This window comes from Streptomyces sp. NPDC017936 (assembly GCF_044328485.1).
Lineage (GTDB): Bacteria > Actinomycetota > Actinomycetes > Streptomycetales > Streptomycetaceae > Streptomyces.
On sequence record NZ_JBIRHK010000006.1, the window covers coordinates 78,184 to 97,165 of the forward strand.

Sequence of the window (18,982 nt, forward strand, 5' to 3'; positions counted from 1 at the left end):
TCTACATTGATGTAGAAACAAGCGGGTGCCGGGTCGCCGCAGGGGCGGCCGGGTCCCGCCCGACCTTTGGAGTCCTCATGGCCCTGTGGGACCGCATCAAGGAGTCCGCGTCGACGATGCAGACCCAGCTGGTGGCGAAGAAGAACGACCTCAAGAGCGGCGCCTTCCGCGACGCCGGCATGGCCATGTGCGCGCTGGTCGCCGCCGCCGACGGCACCGTCGACCCCGCGGAGCGCCGGCGCGTGGCCCAGCTCATCGCCACCAACGAGGTGCTGCAGAACTTCGACGCCGTGGATCTGCAGCGGCGCTTCGACGACAACCTCGGCAAGCTCACCGCCGACTTCGCGTTCGGCAAGGTCAGCGTTCTCCAGGAGATCGCCAAGGCGAAGAAGAAGCCCGCCGAGGCGCGTGCCGTCGTCCAGATCGGCATCGTCATCGGCGGCGCCGACGGCGACTTCGACAAGAGCGAGCAGGCCGTCGTCCGCGAGGCGTGCTTCGCGCTCGGCCTGCCGCCGCACGAGTTCGACCTCTGAGCGGCACGCCGCGCGCGTTTGCGGGCGCGGCGGGGCGCGTCGGGCCGGCCCCCCCGGGGCGACGGCGCGGCGCGCCCACCGGTCCGCGCCCGCCCGGAGGGGCGCGGTGTCAGAGGGGCGTCGCGGCGTGCAGGACGAAGGCCAGCGTCAGGGCGGAGTTCGCGGACGACATGGCCGACACGGCCGTCCCCGCGGCCGCCGTCCACGCCGCCATCCCCACCGCCGTGAACACCGGCGGCCAGGCGCGCGCCGCGGGCGCCGGGGCGAGCAGGGCCGCGACCCGGCGCGGCACGGGGCCGGGCAGCGCCAGGCCCGCGAGCGTGGGCACGGGAGTGCCGCGGGAGACCAGCGCCGCCTTGCCGATGGCGCGGGCCACGGTGAGGCGGCTTCCGACCGCCTCGGCCGCCTCCTCGTCCGCCCACCGTTCCGTCGTGTAGGACACCGCCGTACGCAGTGGGTGCAGGAACGGATTGGCGTGCGCCGCCAGCCGCACGGCGAGCAGGAGACGATGGTGGCGGCCGGTGAGGTGGGCCCGCTCGTGGGCGAACAGGGCGCGCCGCTCGGCCGGTTCGAGGCAGGACAGCAGGGCCGTCGTCACCACGACACGGTCGCGCCGCCCGCCGGGCAGCGCGTACGCGTAGGGTTCCGCGTCCGGGAGCACCGCCACCTCGGTGCCCGGCAGGCCGGCCAGGGCCCGGTGGGCCCGGCGGCGCACCCGCCGGTGGCGCCAGACGGTTCCCGCGCACGCGGCGACCACCGCGAGGAGGGCCGGTACGGCCGCCCGGCCGGCGACCTCGTCGTACGGCACCGCCTCCCGCACCTCCGGGTCCGACCAGCCGTCGGGCAGCGGGTTGCCCGGCAGCTGGGCGGTGCCCACCACCATCAGCAGCCCCAGGCACACGGAGCTGCAGACCGCCATGGCCGCGGCGAGGCCGGTCAGCAGCCGGGTGGCGGTCCGCGGGTGCAGGTGCTGCTCGGCCAGGCGCGCGACCGGCCACGCCGTCAGCGGCAGGACCAGCGGAAGAAAGACGAAGACCCCCATGCGGCTGTCAGTCTTCCCCGTCGTCCTTCGCCCGGTCCAGCAGCTCCCGCAGCAGGCGCTCGTCACCCGGTTCCAGGGACGTGACGAAGCTGGCCAGGACCGCTTCCCGGTCGCTCTCGCCGTCCAGCAGCTTGCGCATCTTGTGAGCGGCGAGCCCCGCCTGGTCGGAGACCGGGGTCCAGGCGAAGGAGCGGCCCGCGCGCTCGCGGGTCACCGCGCCCTTGGCCAGCAGCCGCGTGAGGATGGTGATCACGGTCGTGTAGGCCAGGTCGCCGCCGAGCCGTTCCTGCACCCAGCCCGCGGTGGCCGGACCGCCGGCCTCCCGCAGGGCCGACAGGACCAGCCCTTCCAGCTCGCCCTGTCCCCGGCGCCGAGGTTCCCGCCGATGGTTCGTCACACCCTGTCTCCCTTCCGCCGCCCCGCAGTTCACGAGCGGTACATCGTAGAGACCCCCGCCGCGGCCGTGCCGGCAGCGGGCGGGTCCCCGGCGCGGGCTGCGGGTTCCGCCCGGACGCGGAGACGGCTGGTCCGCGCCGCCGGAAAGCGGCGAGGCAGCCGGGACGCCGTGCTTCCCCGCCACGGCCGCGTCCCCGCGAGACCCGCGTCCCCGCACGCGGCCGCGCGTAACGGACGGGTCCCCGGCAGCGCCACGGAACGGGCCGCGCACGACCCCGCGCCGGCGCCACGTGCGGGGCGGCGGCGCGTCCCCGTGGCCGGCCGCCGGTGGCTCAGGAACGCGTGGGCGGCTCGTCCCGCTCGACCACCGTGCCCGGGACGACCCGCCCCGTGTCGTGCCGTGCTTCCGGAGCGTCCTGCTCCCGGAGCGCCTTGGCCTCGCTCTTGAAGATGCGCGCGGCCTTCCCCGCCGAGCGCGTCAGTCCGGGCAGTTTCCTGATCGCGAGGATCACCGCGACGACGAGGAGTATCAGGGCCAGCTCGCTCATGCCGAACATCAGGTCTGCTCTCTTCCCGGGCGGACGGCGGCCGTTGAGGGCGTGCCGCCGAGCCGCCGCGATCTACAATGCTGTAGAAGTTTCTCCTGGGGCGTGATCGCTCAACAAGCCCGATTTCCGGCCCGGTCGGCGCCGGCCGGACCGTCGTGCCGCGCGAGGAAGCAGGACAGTACGATGCCGGACCAGCATGATCCCATGTCCGAGACGGCGGCCGGCGCCGCCCGGCGGGAAGGGGCGAGGCGCTGCCGCGCCCTCATCGAGGCCCGCTGGTTCGCCCTCACCGTCGTCGCGGTGATCCTGCTCAACGCGCTGCTGCTGGGCGTCGAGACGTATCCCGGTCTCGCCGCCGGCGTGGACCGCTGGTCACGGCTCGCCGAGCACGCCTGCCTGGCCGTGTTCACCGTCGAGATGCTGCTGCGCCTCGCCGCGCACGCCGACCGGCCCCGGGACTTCTTCAGGGATCCGTGGAACCTCTTCGACCTCGCAGTGGTCCTGTGCGCCTTCCTGCCCGTCGTCCGTGAGAACGCCACCGTGCTGCGGCTGCTGCGCCTGGCCCGCGTGCTGCGCGCCGCCCGCTTCCTGCCCCAGCTGCGCGTCGTCCTCGCCGCGGTCGCCCGCAGTCTGCCCGGCACCCTCGGTTTCCTCCTCGTCGGCGCCCTGCTGCTGTACCTGTACGCGATGGTCGGCTGGGTCTTCTTCGGCCGTCACGACCCCGGGCACTACGGCTCCCTCGGCCGCGCCGTGCTCACCCTCTTCCTCCTGATGACCCTGGACGGCATCGGCGACGCGGTCCACGCCGGCCTCGAGGTCTCCCGCTGGAGCCTGCTCTACTACGGCTCCTACGTCCTGCTCGCCTCCTTCGTCCTCGTCAACGTGCTCATCGGCGTCGTCCTCACCTCCCTCGACGAGGCGCGGCAGGCGGAGCGGGAGGCGTCGGACGGGGGAGGCCCCGGCCGTGACGCGCCGGAACGCGACGAGCCGCGACAGGGCGGGCGGGACCGCGCGGCAGGCCCTGCGGACCCGGCGGTGCTGCGTGAACGGGTCGCCGCCGCCCGCCGCGCCCTCGAGGACCTGGAAGCCGAACTCGACCGCGGCGCGCCGGACTTCACCGCCGGACCGGACCGCACCGCCGCAGCGGGGCGGAGGGGGACCGGAGGGGAAGGGTTCCGCCCGTCCCTCTCCGGGGACCTGGGCGAGGGATCCGAACCGGCCCGGGCCGTGACATCGCCGCGGGTCACAGGGTTGCCCGCGGACCGTTGACGGCCCACGGCGTCGCGGACGCTCGGGTCCGGGCGCGCGACGGGGGTGCCGACGCCTTTGATCGAAACGGTTGCACGGACCGGCCGTGACATGCGTCACGGCCCCTTCTCACATCAACGCCGTCCGGTAGTACATGGCGCGTGGGCCATATAAGTGGATCTGCCCTCTCGTAAGCGGACATATGGCGCACAAGATCCAAAGTGGCGGCTCTGTGGCGTTTCCCGCACGCCGCCGGCCCGCCGCGCACGGCCTGCTGACGGAGCGTCAGGCGTTCCCCGTGGTCCGGACGGACCGGGGCAGCACACCCGCGCGCCCGATTCAAGGGCGTCGGACGCCTACGAAGGCGGGTAGGAGAAGAGCGCGTTGCCCTGTCTTCACACACATCTCAGAATGACGGCTCGGAAGGCGTCACCGCAGGTCAGGCCCAGCGTCCTTGCTGAGTCGAGCCCGTCGGAGGCGCACTCGAGACGACCAGCGAGGCACGTATGAAGAAGCACCGCAGGAAGACGCGCCACCGGCATCTCGCCGTCGCCGCCGTCGCGCTCGGCGCGCTGGCGATACCGTCCGCCGCCATGGCCTGTCTGAACGACCCGAGCGCTAAGGGCGCCGAGTCCGCCGGCCAGGGGAAGAACGACTGGAAGAACGCGTCCGCGCAGGGCCGCTGGCAGGGCGGCGCGTGGACCTCGCAGCCGTCGGCGTCGGCTTCGCCCCAGGCCCCCGCGCCGGCCTCGACGGGAGCGGCGGACACCACCGCGCCCGCCGCGGCTCCGACCGCCTCCGGCTCGTCGGCCCCGGCGTCCGGTGCCGTGGCCAAGGTCGTGGCCCTGGTCAACAGCGAGCGCAGCAAGGCGGGTTGCTCCGCGCTGACCGTGAACGCGAAGCTCACGACGGCCGCCCAGAGCCACAGCGCGGACATGGCGAGCCACAAGACCATGTCGCACACGGGGTCCGACGGTTCGGACCCGGGCCAGCGGATCACGCGGGCCGGCTACAACTGGAGCACCTACGGCGAGAACGTCGCCTACGGATACTCCACGCCCGAGCAGGTCATGGCGGGCTGGATGTCCAGTCCCGGCCACAAGAAGAACATCCTGAACTGCGGTTTCAAGGAGATCGGTGTCGGTCTCGCGCAGCCCGGCAACTACTGGACGCAGGACTTCGGCACGGCGCGCTGACGCACGGGCCGGCCGGGCGCACCCCCGCGACACGCCTGCCGGCACACCCGCGTCCACGACCGCGGCGACGCCGAACGGGCCCCTCCGTGAAGGGGCCCGTCCGGGGTTCCCGGAGCGGAACCGGTCAGGCGGCGCCACCGGGCGGGTCGAGCACGACCGGCAGCTCCGCTAGGCCGCGGAAGGCGGGGAAGGGGACCTCCAGCCACCGTGGTTCGGCCGAGGGGTCGGCCGGACTCATCCGCGGGAAGCGGTCGAACAGGCCGGTGAGGGCCAGTTCCATCTCCAGCCGGGCCAGCGGGGCCCCCAGACAGTAGTGGCCGCCGTGCCCGAACCCGATGTGGACGGTGCCCTGCCGGCGCACGTCGAACTCGTCCGGCTCCGGGAACTTCCGCGGATCACGGTTGGCCGCGCTCAGCGCGACCTGGACCAGGGCGCCCTTCGGGATCCGCGTCCCGGCGTACTCCACGTCCTCGGTCGCGTAGCGGAACGTCGAGCTCTCCACGGAGCCCTCGAAGCGCAGCACTTCCTCCACCGCCGGACCGATCAGAGCCGGGTCCTCGCGCACGGCGCGGAGCTGCTCGGGATGGGTCAGGAAGTTCTGGACGGCGTTGCCGATGAGGTACGCGGCCGTCTTGTGACCCGCGAACATCAGCAGGAACGCCGTGGACACCAGCTCGCTCTGGGTGAGCTCGCCGTCCTCGTCGTCCCGCAGCGCGGTGAGCGCGCTCAGCAGGTCGTCACCCGGTCGGCCGCGCTTGGTCTCGACGAGCTCCGTGAAGAAGGCGTGCAGGTCCTCCTCCGCCTTCTGCTGGGCCCGTCTGGCCTCCTCGTCGAAACCGCTCCGCGCCACCGCGGTGGACAGGTGCTGCATCCGCGACCGGTCCCGCGCCGGCACACCGAGCAGTTCGCAGATCACGATGATCGGCAGCGGGAACGCGAACGCCGGCAGCAGGTCGAACGGCTCGCGGGTCGGGCACCCGTCGAGCAGTTCGTCGACGGTCTCCCGGATCCGCGGCCGCAGGGCCTGCACGCGCCGCGGGGTGAACGCGGTGCTGACCAGCTTGCGCAGCCGGGTGTGCTTGGGCGGGTCGGAGTTGAGCATGTTGTCGTCCAGCGCCACGGACGATTCACCGAAGATCCTCCGGTAGGCGTCCATGGCCCCGTACATGTCCTTGCTCAACCGCGGATCCGCCAGGGCGGTCCGCGCGTCCTCGTACCGTGTGATCAGGTACGTCTCGTTGCCGTGGGGCGGTCTCATGGGGCAGACGGGCGCCTCCTCCCGGAGGCGGGCGTAGACCGCGTGCGGGTTGCGCCGGTACTCCGGGGTGCACCGCTCGGCGGCGGCGACGGCGTCTTGCGTGGTGATCAAGGACGACTCCTCAGGTCGAAGAGGGTCTGGGCGTTGCCGCCGAGGATGCGCTGCTGGGCCGCCTGGTCGATCGGCAGTTTCTCGATCATGCGGAGGGAGTCCTCCAGCGGCGCCGCCAGCGGTGGGGAGTCGGTGCCGAACAGCATCCGTTCGGGCCCCAGCACCTCCAGGTTGAGGTTCAGGTGCGCCGTGCTGAACGGACTCGTGTCGACGTACATCCGTCGGAGCGCGGCGGCCGGGTCGGCCGCCGGCGCCCCGTCCGGGGGCGGGATGGAGCCCGGCGCCGCGGGCCGGCCCGGGGCCGGGGCCGCGGAGGAGCCGGGGGGCGGCGCGCCCCCGGCCCAGTGCCGGGGGCGCGCCGCTGTCCGCAGGCGCTCCGGCAGCAGCGCCATCGCGCCGCCGCCGGTCGCGCCGATCAACCGCAGACCGGGATACTTGTCCAGCCATCCCGCGAACGCGATCATGGCCATGCCGACGGTGAGGTCGCCGAACCGGCCGATCTGCTCGACGAAGCCGGTCTCGTCGACCCGCTCGGTGCCCACCGGCTCGGCCGGCGCGTGCACCAGGACCGGCACCCCCGCCTCCGCGGCCAGCGCGAAGAAGGAGTCGGCGCGCGGGGAGCCGAGCAGCTCCCCGTGGACGCTGGACGTGGTGATCAGGCCGACGAAGGCGGGGTCCGCCAGTGTCTCCCGCACCCCGTCCAGGTGATCGTCGTCCCCGAACGGGTTGGCGTACACGTAGCCGCGCAGCTGGTCCGGGAACCTGGTGATCAGGCCCGACATCCAGGCGTGGAAGGCACGCAGCCGGTCGCGGGGTTGCGCGTAGTTGTCGACGCCCGGGACCCGCGCCATCGCTCCGGCGCCGACGGGGCTGCCGATGAGGGTGAGGTCGATCCCGGCCTGGGTGCGAGCGGCGAGCATGCCGTCGACGTCGGTCAGACTGGGGGGCATCGGGAAGCGTTTCGCCGCCTCCGGTGGGGACAGGTGCCCGTGGATGTCGATGATCATGTGTGGCTTCCCGGGGTGGGTGTGAGTGCGCGGACGACCGCGGCACAGTCCTCGTCGCCCAGCCCCTGCTCGGTGGCACGGACATGGGTCTCGGCCGCGGCGGCGGCGAGCGGAAGGTGCAGACCGGCCGCCGCTGCCTGCTTGGAAGCGAGCATGAGGTCTTTCGCCATCAGCCGCAGCCGGAAGTCCGGCTCGTCGAAGCGGCCGGAGGCCAGCCGACGCGACTTGAACGCCATGACCGGCGAGGCGAAGCCGCTGCCCGCGATCGTCTTGAGGACCAGCTGCCGGTCGAGTCCGGAGGCGGCCGCCAGTTCGGTGGCCTCGGCCATGGCCTGCACCTCCACGCCCATCAGCAGGTTGAGGAGCAGCTTCATCCGCATGCCGGAACCGAGTGCGCCCAGATGGACGACCTCCTTGCCCAGCATCTCCAGCACCGGCCGGGCGGCCTCGAACACGCGCTTCTCGCCGCCGACGAACAGCCGCAGCTCACCGTCGCGGGCGTGGTCCCGGTTGCCGAGCATGCCGACGTCCAGGACCGAGGGGATGTCACCGGCGATCTGGACGACCTCCTCGGGGGCGACGGTGCTCGCGCAGACGAGGGTGCCGGGGTAGGGGCCCTGGGCCAGCACGCCGTCCGGTCCGCGCAGCACGGTGCCGAGGGCCGCCCCGTCGGCGACGGTGCAGATGGCGGTGCTCGTGCCCTCGGCGGCGTCAGCGGGGTGGGCCGCCGCGTGGGCGCCGGCCGCGACGAGCGGCTCGGCCCGTTCCGGAGTGCGGTTCCAGACCCGTACCGGTACGCCCTGCTCGAGGAGGCGCGTGGCCAGGCCGGTGCCCATCCTGCCGAGACCGATGACGGCGACGGTGCCGTGTGCGGTGTGCGTCATGACGCCACCCCCGCGGTCTCCTTGACGACCCGGAACCGCAGCGACTGCGTCGAGTCGACCCACTGGCGCAGCGGAGCCACCAGCGCCTGGTGCTCCTCGCTCTGCTGCCAGGCGAAGAAGTGCTCGGGCGTCTCCCACTCGCTGGTGATCACCCACTGGCGCGAGTCGTCCACGGGTTCTCCCAGCCGTTCGACGATGTGGCCGGGGGTGCGGGCGACGGACTTCCGGATCCGGTCGTACAGATCCAGGAACCCCTGCTCGCCGCCCTCGATCACGCGGACCGTGAAAACGACGGACAACTTCTCGGCCGGTCGGCCGTTCTGGTCGGTGCCCATGTCTCCTCCTGATGGTGAGATCCGGTAGGACACGCCTCCTAACTCCTCATGGCCCCCGTGCGGACGCAACTCCGAATGGGGGAGAGGCCGGGCGCCGCAAGGGGTTCACGCTCCGTTGTTGGGCCGTTCGGGTGGGTGACGGGACCATCCGTTTCGCCGCCGCCGGAGCGGACGCCGTCACACGAACGGGGCGCCGCCGGACAGGCGAACGCCCCGCTTCCGCGCGGGTCCGGGCGAGGGGGATGTCCGCGGGCCCGGATCCCGCCCCGGCCCCGCGGAACGGGCCCGCCGCGGGAGGCGGCGGGCCCGGATCACGCTCCTGACGTCCCGGGCCGTCGGCGGTCCGGACGCTCCCCGTGCAACGGCGCCCCGCGTCCTGCCGTCCGCGGGTGGACGCGACCGCCGTGACGGTGCCGACGCGGACCGGGCACGCGGACCGCGGGCGCACGCCGACCGCGGCGCGGGGCCCGCGGCCGGGTGTGCCGCGGCATCCCGGCCGCGGCGCCGAGGGGGCGCGGCCGGCGCGGGAGCGGGGTCAGTAGTTCTGCCACTCGTCCAGCACGTACTCCAGCACCGCCGGATCCATCAGCGTGCTCGGCCGGACGTCCTCGCGGCGGCGGTCGACGGGGAACACCTTCGCCGCCGTCAGGACCGCGTCGTCCAGGTAGCGCAGCGGCGGCGCGTCCGCCGCCAGCCGCAGCGGCGGGGGAGTGCCGCGGCCGGGGACGGCCAGGACGAAGCCCCAGTTGCCGAAGCTCGGTACGTCGACCTGGAACTCCGTCGTCGCGTACCCGGCCGCCTCGATCGTCGCCGCGATCGACCAGTACGTCTTCGGCGCGAAGAACGGTGACCCGCTCTGCACCATCACCTGGCTCCCCGGCGTCAGGACCTGGCCGAGGAGGCTGTAGAACTCCACCGAGTACAGCTTGGCCAGTGCCGCCGTGTCCGGGTCCGGGAAGTCGACGACGACGGCGTCGTACCGCTGCCGGGCGCCGCGCAGCCAGGTGAAGGCGTCGGCGTTGACCACCTCGACCCTCGGGTCCTCCAGCGACGCGTCGTTCAGTTCGCGCAGCGGTCCGAAGTCGCGCGCCAGCCGGGTCATCGCCGGGTCCAGCTCGACGAGCGTCACGTGCCGTACGTCGTCGTAGCGCAGCACCTCGCGCAGGGCGAGCCCGTCGCCGCCGCCCATGATCAGCACGTCGGTGCGGCGGCCCGACAGCGTGGGGTGGACCAGCGACTCGTGGTAGCGGTACTCGTCGACGGAGCTGAACTGCAGGTCGCCGTTGAGGAAGAGCCGCATGTCCGGCTCGCCGGTGAAGGCCGTGGAGCGGGTGACGACGATCTCCTGGTACGCGGTGGTCTCGGCGTGGACGATCGGGTCGCGGTACATCTGCTGCCGTGCGGTGACCTCCAGGTCGTCCGCCAGCGCGTACGCCGTGCCGAGCACGGCCAGCACCGCCGTGACACCGGTGAGCAGACCGATGCGGACGCGGCGCCGGGTCTGCCGGCGGAAGATGAACACCACCACGATGACCCCGGCCACCGCGTTGACCGCGCCGACCACCAGCGCGCCCTTCAGCTGGCCGAACGTCGGCAGGAGCAGCAGGGGGAAGCACAGACCGCCGACCAGCGCCCCGATGTAGTCGACGGCGAACAGGTCGGCGACGGCGCTGCCCGCCTCCTGCCGCCGGATCCGCTGCAGCAGCGTCATGAGCAGCGGGATCTCGGCCCCGATCAGCAGTCCGACCGTCAGCGCGATCACGATCATCGCCGGCGTGTACAGCTGCAGCCAGGCGAACGCCGCGTACAGCATCAGCACGGACAGTCCGCCGACCAGCGCCAGCGCCCCCTCCACCAGCGCGAACGCGCCCACCGGGCGGCGGCGCAGGGGTTTGGCGGCGAGCGAGCCGATGCCCATGGCGAAGACCATCACGGAGATGACCACGGAGGTCTGCAGGACGGAGTTGCCGATGAGGTAGCTGCCCAACGCGGTGAGCGCCAGCTCGTAGACGAGACCGCAGGCCGCGCAGAGGAAGACGGCGAGCAGCAGCAGGAAGCGCGCCCCCCGGGAGGGGCGGGCGGCCGGGGGGCGGGAGGACGCCGCGGTGTCGCGGTCCTGCAGGGTGGTGGTGCTCATGGGGGCGGTGCCTACGAGATCGCCGCACCGACCATGAAGGCGGTGCCCAGGTACATGCCGGCCTGGACCCAGGCGGCGGGGTGCGGACGGTGGGCGTCGTCGTCGAGGACGACCGCGCCCATCTGGCCCGGGGTGAGCATGCCGATCACGATGCCGACGAGCGTCATCACCAGCACTCCGGCCAGGCCGTAGAGGAGCGTGCTGACCAGGCCGTAGCCCAGCCCCTGTTCGGACTCGCTCGCCCGGATGGCCTCCATGATGACCAGACCCACGGCGACGGACTGGCTGCCCAGCAGGACGGCGGCGCCGCGGTTGCGGTCCGTCCAGACCACGTGGAAGAGCTTGCCGGGCGTGACGAGGTCGAGGGCGATGAAGCCGACGGCCATCACGACGAGGCCCACGACTCCGTAGAGCAGGGCCTGGCCGGTCGACTCGAAGATCTCGGTCACTGCGTTGCCTTTCGTCGGGGCGTCGTCAGGTCCGGGGGACCGGTGGAACATCGTCGGACGGCGGAGGCCCGTGGGGCTCCGGGCGGCGCGGGGGGCTCCGGGCGGCGCGGGGGCCTCCGGAGCGGGGTCACTTGCCTTCGCCGGGGCCGCCGCCGCGGAAGCTCTCGCTGTCCGGGTCGGGCCAGTTGGTGAGGTACTGGCTGTGGCGGTGGTAGCCGTTGCGGTAGTCCTCGATCTCTATCCGGCTGCCCTTCCGGTCGGGCGAGACGGTGACCAGGTCGTCGGCGTAGCGCAGGAACTCGACGCCGTCGCCGGTGGCGCGGTCGAGTGCCCGGCGGTGTCCGTGGATCGCCTCGGCGACGGAGTCCGGGGTGCTGGACGGGGCGAGCCAGCCGGACCCGTTGTCGGAGTACTCGTCGTCGATCCAGCCGCGCGGCACACCGTTGTCCCCGCCGGAGGAACAGGCGGTGAACAGGGCCGCGGCCAGCACGGCCGCCACCGCTGCGCGCGTGAGTCGGGCGCTCTTCATCGGGCCTCCAGCCGGGTGTACGTCGATGAGAGGGGGCCGTCCGGCGGGTACGCGCACTGCGAGGCGCCGGACCTCCGCATCCGGGCAGGAGGCGTCACAAAGATGGCCTGCACATGACTCCCCCCGGTCATATTTTTGCAATAAGCGCGCTGAGTATGGCACATGAGGTGCATGAGGTCTGAGGGGCCGGGACGGGAAGGAGCGGTTCCCGTCGGAACCCCCTGTGGCCTGTGCGGACGGCGTGCCGGTAGCGTGTGCCGCCGACGCCTGTCGGGGGAGGGAGTGGGGGCCGTGAGGGAGAGGGGCCGGGCCGGCGAGGGACCCGTCCGACCGGAGCAGATGATCGCGGAGGCGCGGAAGGCGTTCTTCGCGATGTTCGCCTTCGTGGCGTTCGTCTGGCTGGTGCAACTCGCCAACTCCGCGAGCGGATACGGCCTTTCGCGGGACTACGGGGTCGTCTCCGGCGACCCGGGCGCGCTGCCCCACGTCCTCACCGCGCCGTTCCTGCACTGGAACTGGGCCCACATCGAGAGCAACTCCGGGCCGCTGTTCGTCTTCGGGTTCCTCGCCGCGTACCGCGGCGTCGCCCGGTTCCTCGCGCTGAGCCTGCTCGTGGCCGTGAGCAGCGGGCTGACGGTCTGGCTCTTCGAACAGCACTCGGCGGACACGGTCGGGGCCAGCGGTCTGGTCTTCGGCTACTTCGGCTACGTCGTGGTGCGGGGCCTCTTCGACCGCCACCTGATCGACTCGCTGATCGGGATCGTCATGGCGGCGTCGTTCGCCTATCTGCTCACCGTGGCCGTGCCCGGAACCCCGGGAGTGAGCTGGCTGGGACACCTCGGAGGGCTGGCCGGCGGCCTGGTCGGCGCGTGGCTGCTGCGGGACCGGCGCTCGCGCGGCGAGGGGTCCGGCTCCGGACACGGAGCCGGACGCGTGGACGGCGGCACCGGGCCGGACGCGCGGAGCGAGCCGGCGACGCGCACCGACAACCCGCGTGCCGACCTGCACAAGGAGCTCCGGGACCTCGGCCTGCTCTAGCGGTCACGACACGGGAGGGCTCCCGGAGATCCCCCCGCCGGACACGCCGGACACGCCGGGCCGGCGGACCGTCACGGCGTGACCGGCGCGCACGGCCGGGCCCGCCGGTCGAGCCGGGCCCGCCGGTCGAGCCGGGCACACCGGGCGAGCCGGGCACACCGGGCGGTCATGGCTGCGGCCCACCCGAGCCGGCCTGCCGTCATGGTGGATCCACACATGTTCGGCCTCTCGGTGCGCCGCCTAGCGTGCAGCCCGTCGACGTCCCGCACCCAGGAGGCTCTCCATGGCCTTGCCCTCCGGCACCGCCTCGCCCGCAGGAAGACGCACCGCCCTCACCGTCGTCGCCCTGGCCGCCGCGGCGGCCCTGCTCCCGTCACAGGCCGGCGCCCAGCCGGCCACCGGTTCCGCCGCCGGCCACTGCGCGCGCCTCGCCCAGGTGCGCGTACCGGGCGCCGCCCATCAGCAGGCCGCCTGCCTGGGCGAGTTGACCACGGCGGGGACGGTCGGTTCCGGTCACACCGACCCCGCGGACTGGGCGGGGCTGACGCCCAAGGACCTGACCGTCCCCACGGGGGTGCCCGGCATCCAGATCGACGGCTACTTCCCCGACACCTCGACCACCAACACCAACCACGGCTGGAACCACGACGCGCAGTTCGTCGTCCGGCTCCCCGACCGCTGGAACGGCGGACTGGTCGTGGCCGGCACCCCCGGCAACCGCGAGCAGTACGCCAACGACCGGGCCATCGCCGACTGGGTGCTCGCCCGCGGCTACGCCTACGCCGCCACCGACAAGGGCAACACCGGCCTCGCCTTCCACCGCGACGGCTCCCGACCCGGTGACGCCGTCGCCGAATGGAACACCCGGCTCACCCAGCTCACCCGCGCCGCCCGCGCCGTGGTCGCCCAGCGCTACCACCGCCCACCCGCGCGCACCCTCGCCACGGGGATGTCCAACGGCGGCTACCTCGTGCGCTGGCAGCTGGAGAACCACCCCGAGCTGTACGACGGCGGCGTCGACTGGGAGGGCACCCTCTGGCGTCCCGAAGGCCCCCATCTGTTCACCTTCCTGCCGTCCGCGCTGCGCCACTACCCCGCCCTCGCGGCGGGCGGGCCGGCCGCCGAGCAGGCGCGCGCGGAACTGCACCGCGCCGGCTTCCCGGCAGGGTCGGAGTTCCTGTGGCCCTACCACCACCAGGTCTACTGGGACCTGACCCAGCGCGTCTACCGCGAGGAGTTCGACCCCGCCTTCGACGGCGCGACGGAGGCCGGCACCCCGTACTGCGCCCCCGGATCGGTCCCGGGCTGCGACGCCGACTACGACTACGCGGCCCGCCCCGCCGACGTCCGCGAGGCGGTGCGGCGCGTCGCCCTGACCGGCCGCATCGGCAAACCGCTGATCACCCTCCACGGCACGCTCGACGTCCTGCTGCCCATCGGCCAGGACTCCGACGTCTACGCCCGCATGGTCCAGGACGCCGGCCGGGGCGGCCTGCACCGGTACTACCGCATCGCGGACGGCACCCACACCGACGCCCTGGTCGACAGTTTCCCCGATCTGCTGCGGCCCCTCCTGCCCTGCCACCGCTCGGCCTTCACCGCCCTGGAGCGCTGGCTCGCCACGGGCCACCGCCCGCCCGCCGACCGCACCGTCCCCCGCCCGGAGGGGGCCGGTCCCGCGGCCCTGCTCACCGCCTGCCGCCTCGACGGGTGACCGAGCGGCAGCACACCTTCACGGCGGCGCCCGCACCTCGTGGGAGGACCGCGCCCGAACGGGTGGCGGTCACCCCTCCCGCCCGGCGTCCCGGTCCGACGCCGGCCACACGTACGGCAGATCGTCGGGCACGTCCGGGAACAGGGGCGCGTAGAACTCCGGGTCCTTGCGCACGAGCGCCGAGCGGTGACTGCGGTGGAACGCGGGATCGCCCAGCCACGGCGGCAGCTCCCCGTCCTCGGCGAGCTGCTCCTGGGTGCGGACGCCGGAGCCGCGGCGTCGGCCGCCGAAGTCCGTCATCAGCGAGGCGGCGCAGGTGTCGGCCCGTCCGGTCGCCGTCCACACGCCGCAGACCTCCAGGCCGTAGCGCACCAGCGCCTCCTCGTACCCGGTCCACATGCGCACCGCCGGGTGGTGCCGCCAGCCGTAGCCGGCGACGGTCAGTCCGCGCAGCACCTGGAGCGTCTCGACGCGCTGCTTCCCCAGCCGGCGCGGGTCCAGGACGGCCGCCGAGGCGGTGAAGTCGGGATACGGCAGGAAGGTCTGCATGGTCCATCCCCGGCACGACGCACGGGTTTCCGCAACCGGGCGGACGACCGCTCGCGGACGGGCGGCGCCGGCGCCGCCGCGCCGCCCGGGCTGAGCGGGCGGCGAAACGGAGGCATGGTGGAGTCATGATCGTGCTCGCCGTGCTCTTCGCCGTCCTCGGGGCCGCCAGCAACGCGGTGGGCACGGTCTTCCAGCGCAAGGCCGCCTCCACCGTGTCCCGGGGCGGCGGGGTGCGGCTGCTGCTGGCCCTCGTGCGACGGCCCGCCTGGGCCGTCGGCATCGCCGGCGTGGCGGGAGCCGCGGTGTTCCAGGCCCTGGCCCTGATCAACGGGCCCATGGCCCTGGTCCAGCCGCTGTTCATCCTCGAGCTCCCGTTCGCCCTGCTGGTCGCGGTGCCGCTGCTGCACCGCCGGCTGTCGGCGGACGGCTGGTGGGCGGTCGGGGGAGTGGTGGCCGGCCTCGTCCTGCTCCTCGTCTCGGCGGCCCCCTCCGGGACCCTGCACCAGGCGTCCATGGGCCGGTGGATCCCGGTGCTGGCGTTCGCGCTGGGCGCGATGGCCGCCACGGTCGTCCTCGCCTCCTCCTCCACCTCGCCGCTGACGAAGGCGGCCGCGCTGGGAACGGGCGCCGCGGTCGGCAACGCGCTGACGGCCGCGCTCATGAAGTCGGCCACGGACCGCCTCGCCGACGCCGGGCTGCCCGCCTTCCTCACCACCTGGCAGACCTACGGCTTCGCGCTCACCGGCATCGCGGCACTCCTGCTGCTGGAGAACGCCCTGCAGGCCGGCCCGCTGGTCGCCTCGCAGCCCGCGCTGACCATCGGGGACGCGATGGTGAGCCTCCTGCTGGGCGTGGTCCTGTTCGACGAGACGATCCGCACGGGCTGGTGGCTGCTGCCCTCGGCGCTCGGCGTCCTCCTGATCCTGTGGGGCGTGCTGCGGCTGACGCGCGTGGTGCCCGATCTCGCCGACGTCGTGCGGTGAGAGCGGGTGCGGTGGCGGCGGGGTACGGGCGGCAGCGGTGAGGGAGGCCGAACCGCTCCGCGACCGGGAAGCCGAGTCGCCGGCCCGTGGTGGTGGGCCCGTGCAGGGGCCCTCGTGCGGTGACGGCCGCGTGGACCGGGCGAGGAAGTTTCGAGTGCGCGTCCGCTGGGATCCCGTATGCCGTGTGTCGACGCCGTGGGCCACGTCGACGAGCCCGGGAGCCGGAACCGCCGGAGCGGACGGCCCGGCGGGCCGTGAGGAGGCTGCCGTGAACGCGGTGACGGAAAGCGTGCGGATGCCCGCCGCCGGTGTCGTGCTCGACGCCGACGTGGTGATTCCGGAGGTGGCGAGGGGCGTGGTCCTCTTCGCGCACGGCAGCGGCAGCGGCCGGCACAGCCCCCGCAACCGGTACGTCGCGGGCGAACTGCGGACCGCCGGCATCGCCACGGTGCTCGCCGACCTGCTCACCCGGCGGGAGGAGGAGATCGACGAGCTGACCGCCGAGTTCCGCTTCGACGTCGGGATGCTCGCGACGCGGGTGGCCGAGCTGGCCGACCGGCTGCACGGGTACGAGCCGGTCCAGGGCCTCGGCGTCGGGCTGTTCGGCGCCAGCACGGGTGCGGCGGCCGCCCTGATCGCGGCCTCGGAGCGGCCCGACGCGGTCCGCACGGTGGTCAGCCGGGGCGGACGGCCGGACCTGGCGGCAGGGGCGCTGGAGACGGTGTACCAGCCCACGCTGCTGATCGTCGGGGCGCGGGACGACGTGGTCGTCGACCTCAATCGTGACGCGATGCGACGGATCCCCGGCGAGACCAGGCTGGAACTGGTGCCGGGTGCCACCCATCTGTTCGAGGAGCCGGGAGCACTGGAACAGGTGGCCCGTTCGGCGCGCGACTGGTTCCGGCGCCACCTCGGGGACTGACGGCACCGTGCCGGGCCGGCGCCCCCGTCCGCCGACGGCCGGGCGGAACCTCTGGGCTTGCTCAAGGAGGGCGTGAAGCCGCCGTGGCGCCGGGCATCCTCGGACCAGCCGGTGCGAACGCCCGGCGGTCAGGGGGAGAACATGCTGACTGCGTTTGTTCTGGTGGGCGCGGCCGTGGTGGGGCTGGTCGCCTGGTGCTCGTGGATGGCGCGCAGGGCCTGGCGGCACGCCTGGGACGACCTGGGACGGCAGGCGTCCGTCGCCCGGCCGGCCGACGGACGTCGCCACGGGGCCCGGTCGGCGGGCCGTACGGGAAGCGCGGGGAGCGCGGGGAGCGCGGGGCATGCGACGAGCGCCGGTGACGGCTTCGTCACCGGCGCGTCCTGGTACGTCATGGACCCTTCGTGCCACGGCTCGCCGAGCGGTTCCTCCTGCGGGAGCGGCTCGTCGTCCTGCGGCAGCAGCTCGTCGTCCTGCGGCAGTTCGTCCTCGTGCGGGAGCAGCTCGTCGTCCTGCGGGAGCAGTTCGTCGTGCGGCAGTTCCTGCTGAGGCGCGTGGCCGCGACGGCCGCCCCGGGCGTCGCCCCCGCCGTCCGCGGACGCGGCGGACGGCGAACGCCGTCGCCCTCCACGAACGGACGAGCACGGCACCGGACCGGCATGCGGAAACGATCAGTGCTGCTTACGTTGTGCCTAGCTGCCCACCTGTGACGCGCCGGCGTACGTGCCGCGGGGCGGTGCGTGTCACTGACCGGAAGAAGAAACGCGCATGCCCAGAGTCCGAGCCCTTGCCGGCGTGGCCGTGACAGCCGCGACCGTCACGGCCGTCGCCACCGTTCCGGCCTCCGCCGTGGATCCCGTCGGACGGAACGTCCGGTGTGACGCGGGAGCCCTCGTGGCGGCGATCCGCGACGCGAACTCCGCGGGCGGCGGCACGCTGACGCTCGCCCACAAGTGCCTCTACACGCTCACCGCGCCGGACAACGGCGACAACGGCCTGCCGGTGATCACCAGCAGGATCACCGTGCACGGCAGCGGCAGCACCGTCGCGCGCAGCACATGGGCCAGGACCCCGGAGTTCCGCATCTTCTCGGTCAGTGGTCCCTACGCGGCCCTCACCCTCACCGACCTCACCGTCCGCGACGGCCGGGCGCCGGGGAGGGGGGACGGCGGTGGCATCAGGGTCGGCAACGGCGGCGCACTCACCCTCGACCGGGTGGACGTCGTCAAGAACGTCGCCACGGGTGGCGGCGGAGGCATCGCCGGCGAGAACAGTGAGATCACCGTCCGCAACACCCTCGTCGGCGACAACACGGCCGCCGGGGGCAACGGTGGCGGACTCCAGCAGAGCGGCGGCACCGCGCGGTTCTGGAACAGCGCCGTCACCGGCAACGCCGCCTTCTCGCACGGCGGCGGCGTCCACGCCTCCGGCGGCGGCACGACGACGATCCTCGAGCACACCAAGGTCGCCGACAACGCCGCCGGCGCGAACGGGGGCGGCGTCCACACCGGTTCGAGCCCGACGACGACCCTCAAGGACACCCAGGTGATCGGCAACACCGCCCGCGTGTCCGGCGGCGGCCTCTACGGCAGCGCGACCGTCAGCGACGGCAAGGTCTTCCACAACTCCGCCGGGCAGGGCGGCGGTCTCCACGTCACCGGCGGCGCCAGGGCGACGACGCTCACCGGCACCCTCGTCTACAACAACACGGCCACCGACGGCCGGGGCGGCGGCATCCTCAACGAGGCACAGCTGGAACTCGACCGCAGCCACGTCCACGCCAACCACGCGCCCGACGGGGCGGGCGGCGGCCTCGTCAACCAGGGGGGCGGCGCCAGGGCGACGCTCAAGAGCAGCTCGGTCACCTACAACGTCGCCCGCGACGCCCCGGGCGGCATCCTCAACGAGGGCACGGTGACGCTGCTCTCCAGCACCGTCGCGAACAACTTCCCGACGAACTGCCAGGGAACCCCCGTCCCGGTGCCGGGCTGCGCCGACTGACCCTCCCGTCCCTCACACCAGCCTCGCCGGGTGCGACACCGCACCGTCCACCGGCCGTCACCCGGGCGCTGTTGACGCGCGTAGCCCGTTCCTTCACGCTGG

The 18,982-nt window shown here is 73.6% G+C and carries 21 protein-coding genes; 9 read left to right on the forward strand and 12 right to left on the reverse strand.

Annotation, left to right across the window (positions count from 1 at the left end; translation table 11 throughout):
- Nucleotides 1-77 precede the first annotated feature (77 nt).
- Nucleotides 78-533, forward strand: coding sequence for a tellurite resistance TerB family protein (locus ACH4F6_RS14305; protein ID WP_397960423.1), 456 nt, complete (start codon nucleotides 78-80; stop codon nucleotides 531-533).
- Nucleotides 534-642: 109 nt separating this feature from the next.
- Here ACH4F6_RS14305 and ACH4F6_RS14310 read toward each other — a convergent pair whose 3' ends face one another.
- The 3 genes from ACH4F6_RS14310 to ACH4F6_RS14320 all read right to left on the reverse strand — a co-directional run bounded on the left by ACH4F6_RS14310 (nucleotide 643) and on the right by ACH4F6_RS14320 (nucleotide 2,519).
- Nucleotides 643-1,575 (reverse strand): M56 family metallopeptidase, encoded by a 933-nt coding sequence (locus ACH4F6_RS14310; RefSeq protein WP_397960424.1) that lies wholly within the window; start codon nucleotides 1,573-1,575, stop codon nucleotides 643-645.
- 7 nt (nucleotides 1,576-1,582) lie between these two features.
- Entirely contained in the window at nucleotides 1,583-1,972 is a 390-nt protein-coding gene (locus ACH4F6_RS14315) for a BlaI/MecI/CopY family transcriptional regulator (protein WP_397960425.1), read from the reverse strand.
- Between the two features lie 331 nt (nucleotides 1,973-2,303).
- The gene (locus ACH4F6_RS14320; RefSeq protein WP_397960426.1) at nucleotides 2,304-2,519 is read right to left on the reverse strand and encodes a twin-arginine translocase TatA/TatE family subunit; all 216 of its coding nucleotides are present in this window, start codon (nucleotides 2,517-2,519) and stop codon (nucleotides 2,304-2,306) included.
- A 183-nt stretch (nucleotides 2,520-2,702) separates the two neighbouring features.
- Here ACH4F6_RS14320 and ACH4F6_RS14325 point away from each other — a divergent pair, with 183 nt between their 5' ends.
- On the forward strand, nucleotides 2,703-3,788 hold the full coding sequence (locus tag ACH4F6_RS14325; protein ID WP_397960427.1) for an ion transporter: 1,086 nt from the start codon (nucleotides 2,703-2,705) through the stop codon (nucleotides 3,786-3,788).
- A 485-nt stretch (nucleotides 3,789-4,273) separates the two neighbouring features.
- Nucleotides 4,274-4,963 carry a CAP domain-containing protein gene (locus ACH4F6_RS14330; protein ID WP_397960428.1) on the forward strand — a complete coding sequence of 230 codons (690 nt, stop codon included), beginning with the start codon at nucleotides 4,274-4,276 and terminating at the stop codon, nucleotides 4,961-4,963.
- Nucleotides 4,964-5,087: 124 nt separating this feature from the next.
- On the opposite strand, the gene ACH4F6_RS14335 is transcribed toward ACH4F6_RS14330, so the two are convergent.
- The 7 genes from ACH4F6_RS14335 to ACH4F6_RS14365 all read right to left on the reverse strand — a co-directional run bounded on the left by ACH4F6_RS14335 (nucleotide 5,088) and on the right by ACH4F6_RS14365 (nucleotide 11,673).
- Nucleotides 5,088-6,332: a cytochrome P450 gene (locus tag ACH4F6_RS14335; protein WP_397960429.1), complete on the reverse strand. Its 1,245-nt coding sequence runs from the start codon at nucleotides 6,330-6,332 to the stop codon at nucleotides 5,088-5,090.
- Nucleotides 6,329-7,339, reverse strand: coding sequence for an amidohydrolase family protein (locus tag ACH4F6_RS14340; RefSeq protein ID WP_397960430.1), 1,011 nt, complete (start codon nucleotides 7,337-7,339; stop codon nucleotides 6,329-6,331). The genes ACH4F6_RS14335 and ACH4F6_RS14340 overlap by 4 nt, the downstream gene beginning before the upstream one ends.
- Nucleotides 7,336-8,223, reverse strand: coding sequence for an NAD(P)-dependent oxidoreductase (locus ACH4F6_RS14345; protein ID WP_397960431.1), 888 nt, complete (start codon nucleotides 8,221-8,223; stop codon nucleotides 7,336-7,338). The genes ACH4F6_RS14340 and ACH4F6_RS14345 overlap by 4 nt, the downstream gene beginning before the upstream one ends.
- The gene (locus ACH4F6_RS14350) at nucleotides 8,220-8,558 is read right to left on the reverse strand and encodes an antibiotic biosynthesis monooxygenase family protein (protein ID WP_397960432.1); all 339 of its coding nucleotides are present in this window, start codon (nucleotides 8,556-8,558) and stop codon (nucleotides 8,220-8,222) included. The genes ACH4F6_RS14345 and ACH4F6_RS14350 overlap by 4 nt, the downstream gene beginning before the upstream one ends.
- A gap of 535 nt (nucleotides 8,559-9,093) precedes the next feature.
- Nucleotides 9,094-10,695, reverse strand: a complete 1,602-nt coding sequence (locus ACH4F6_RS14355; RefSeq protein WP_397960433.1) for a polyamine aminopropyltransferase — start codon at nucleotides 10,693-10,695, stop codon at nucleotides 9,094-9,096.
- A gap of 11 nt (nucleotides 10,696-10,706) precedes the next feature.
- Nucleotides 10,707-11,144, reverse strand: coding sequence for a DUF350 domain-containing protein (locus ACH4F6_RS14360; protein WP_397960434.1), 438 nt, complete (start codon nucleotides 11,142-11,144; stop codon nucleotides 10,707-10,709).
- Nucleotides 11,145-11,271: 127 nt separating this feature from the next.
- Nucleotides 11,272-11,673, reverse strand: a complete 402-nt coding sequence (locus tag ACH4F6_RS14365; RefSeq protein WP_397960435.1) for a DUF4247 domain-containing protein — start codon at nucleotides 11,671-11,673, stop codon at nucleotides 11,272-11,274.
- 291 nt (nucleotides 11,674-11,964) lie between these two features.
- On the opposite strand from ACH4F6_RS14365, the gene ACH4F6_RS14370 reads away from it, so the two are divergent.
- Together ACH4F6_RS14370 and ACH4F6_RS14375 are read left to right on the forward strand one after the other, a co-directional pair.
- Nucleotides 11,965-12,711, forward strand: a complete 747-nt coding sequence (locus tag ACH4F6_RS14370; protein ID WP_397960436.1) for a rhomboid family intramembrane serine protease — start codon at nucleotides 11,965-11,967, stop codon at nucleotides 12,709-12,711.
- Nucleotides 12,712-12,994: 283 nt separating this feature from the next.
- The gene (locus ACH4F6_RS14375) at nucleotides 12,995-14,425 is read left to right on the forward strand and encodes a tannase/feruloyl esterase family alpha/beta hydrolase (protein WP_397960437.1); all 1,431 of its coding nucleotides are present in this window, start codon (nucleotides 12,995-12,997) and stop codon (nucleotides 14,423-14,425) included.
- A 69-nt stretch (nucleotides 14,426-14,494) separates the two neighbouring features.
- On the opposite strand, the gene ACH4F6_RS14380 is transcribed toward ACH4F6_RS14375, so the two are convergent.
- Nucleotides 14,495-14,974: an MSMEG_6728 family protein gene (locus ACH4F6_RS14380; protein WP_397960439.1), complete on the reverse strand. Its 480-nt coding sequence runs from the start codon at nucleotides 14,972-14,974 to the stop codon at nucleotides 14,495-14,497.
- A gap of 125 nt (nucleotides 14,975-15,099) precedes the next feature.
- Here ACH4F6_RS14380 and ACH4F6_RS14385 point away from each other — a divergent pair, with 125 nt between their 5' ends.
- Together ACH4F6_RS14385 and ACH4F6_RS14390 are read left to right on the forward strand one after the other, a co-directional pair.
- The gene (locus ACH4F6_RS14385) at nucleotides 15,100-15,957 is read left to right on the forward strand and encodes a DMT family transporter (RefSeq protein ID WP_397960440.1); all 858 of its coding nucleotides are present in this window, start codon (nucleotides 15,100-15,102) and stop codon (nucleotides 15,955-15,957) included.
- A 268-nt stretch (nucleotides 15,958-16,225) separates the two neighbouring features.
- A complete protein-coding gene (locus ACH4F6_RS14390; protein WP_397960442.1) occupies nucleotides 16,226-16,879 on the forward strand; it encodes a dienelactone hydrolase family protein in 654 nt (217 codons plus the stop codon).
- Between the two features lie 128 nt (nucleotides 16,880-17,007).
- On the opposite strand, the gene ACH4F6_RS14395 is transcribed toward ACH4F6_RS14390, so the two are convergent.
- Nucleotides 17,008-17,274 carry a hypothetical protein gene (locus ACH4F6_RS14395; RefSeq protein WP_397960443.1) on the reverse strand — a complete coding sequence of 89 codons (267 nt, stop codon included), beginning with the start codon at nucleotides 17,272-17,274 and terminating at the stop codon, nucleotides 17,008-17,010.
- Nucleotides 17,275-17,283: 9 nt separating this feature from the next.
- Here ACH4F6_RS14395 and ACH4F6_RS14400 point away from each other — a divergent pair, with 9 nt between their 5' ends.
- Together ACH4F6_RS14400 and ACH4F6_RS14405 are read left to right on the forward strand one after the other, a co-directional pair.
- On the forward strand, nucleotides 17,284-17,589 hold the full coding sequence (locus ACH4F6_RS14400) for a hypothetical protein (RefSeq protein WP_397960444.1): 306 nt from the start codon (nucleotides 17,284-17,286) through the stop codon (nucleotides 17,587-17,589).
- A 58-nt stretch (nucleotides 17,590-17,647) separates the two neighbouring features.
- Nucleotides 17,648-18,880 (forward strand): hypothetical protein, encoded by a 1,233-nt coding sequence (locus ACH4F6_RS14405; protein ID WP_397960445.1) that lies wholly within the window; start codon nucleotides 17,648-17,650, stop codon nucleotides 18,878-18,880.
- Nucleotides 18,881-18,982 lie beyond the last annotated feature (102 nt).

Bases quoted from the DNA above. Each gene is read 5' to 3' on its own strand.
- ACH4F6_RS14305 (WP_397960423.1), top strand. From the start codon at position 78: ATGGCCCTGTGGGACCGCATCAAGGAGTCCGCGTCGACGATGCAGACC.
- ACH4F6_RS14310 (WP_397960424.1), bottom strand. From the start codon at position 1,575: ATGGGGGTCTTCGTCTTTCTTCCGCTGGTCCTGCCGCTGACGGCGTGG.
- ACH4F6_RS14320 (WP_397960426.1), bottom strand. From the start codon at position 2,519: ATGAGCGAGCTGGCCCTGATACTCCTCGTCGTCGCGGTGATCCTCGCG.
- ACH4F6_RS14325 (WP_397960427.1), top strand. From the start codon at position 2,703: ATGCCGGACCAGCATGATCCCATGTCCGAGACGGCGGCCGGCGCCGCC.
- ACH4F6_RS14330 (WP_397960428.1), top strand. From the start codon at position 4,274: ATGAAGAAGCACCGCAGGAAGACGCGCCACCGGCATCTCGCCGTCGCC.
- ACH4F6_RS14340 (WP_397960430.1), bottom strand. From the start codon at position 7,339: ATGATCATCGACATCCACGGGCACCTGTCCCCACCGGAGGCGGCGAAA.
- ACH4F6_RS14345 (WP_397960431.1), bottom strand. From the start codon at position 8,223: ATGACGCACACCGCACACGGCACCGTCGCCGTCATCGGTCTCGGCAGG.
- ACH4F6_RS14350 (WP_397960432.1), bottom strand. From the start codon at position 8,558: ATGGGCACCGACCAGAACGGCCGACCGGCCGAGAAGTTGTCCGTCGTT.
- ACH4F6_RS14355 (WP_397960433.1), bottom strand. From the start codon at position 10,695: ATGAGCACCACCACCCTGCAGGACCGCGACACCGCGGCGTCCTCCCGC.
- ACH4F6_RS14365 (WP_397960435.1), bottom strand. From the start codon at position 11,673: ATGAAGAGCGCCCGACTCACGCGCGCAGCGGTGGCGGCCGTGCTGGCC.
- ACH4F6_RS14375 (WP_397960437.1), top strand. From the start codon at position 12,995: ATGGCCTTGCCCTCCGGCACCGCCTCGCCCGCAGGAAGACGCACCGCC.
- ACH4F6_RS14380 (WP_397960439.1), bottom strand. From the start codon at position 14,974: ATGCAGACCTTCCTGCCGTATCCCGACTTCACCGCCTCGGCGGCCGTC.
- ACH4F6_RS14385 (WP_397960440.1), top strand. From the start codon at position 15,100: ATGATCGTGCTCGCCGTGCTCTTCGCCGTCCTCGGGGCCGCCAGCAAC.
- ACH4F6_RS14395 (WP_397960443.1), bottom strand. From the start codon at position 17,274: ATGACGTACCAGGACGCGCCGGTGACGAAGCCGTCACCGGCGCTCGTC.
- ACH4F6_RS14405 (WP_397960445.1), top strand. From the start codon at position 17,648: ATGCCCAGAGTCCGAGCCCTTGCCGGCGTGGCCGTGACAGCCGCGACC.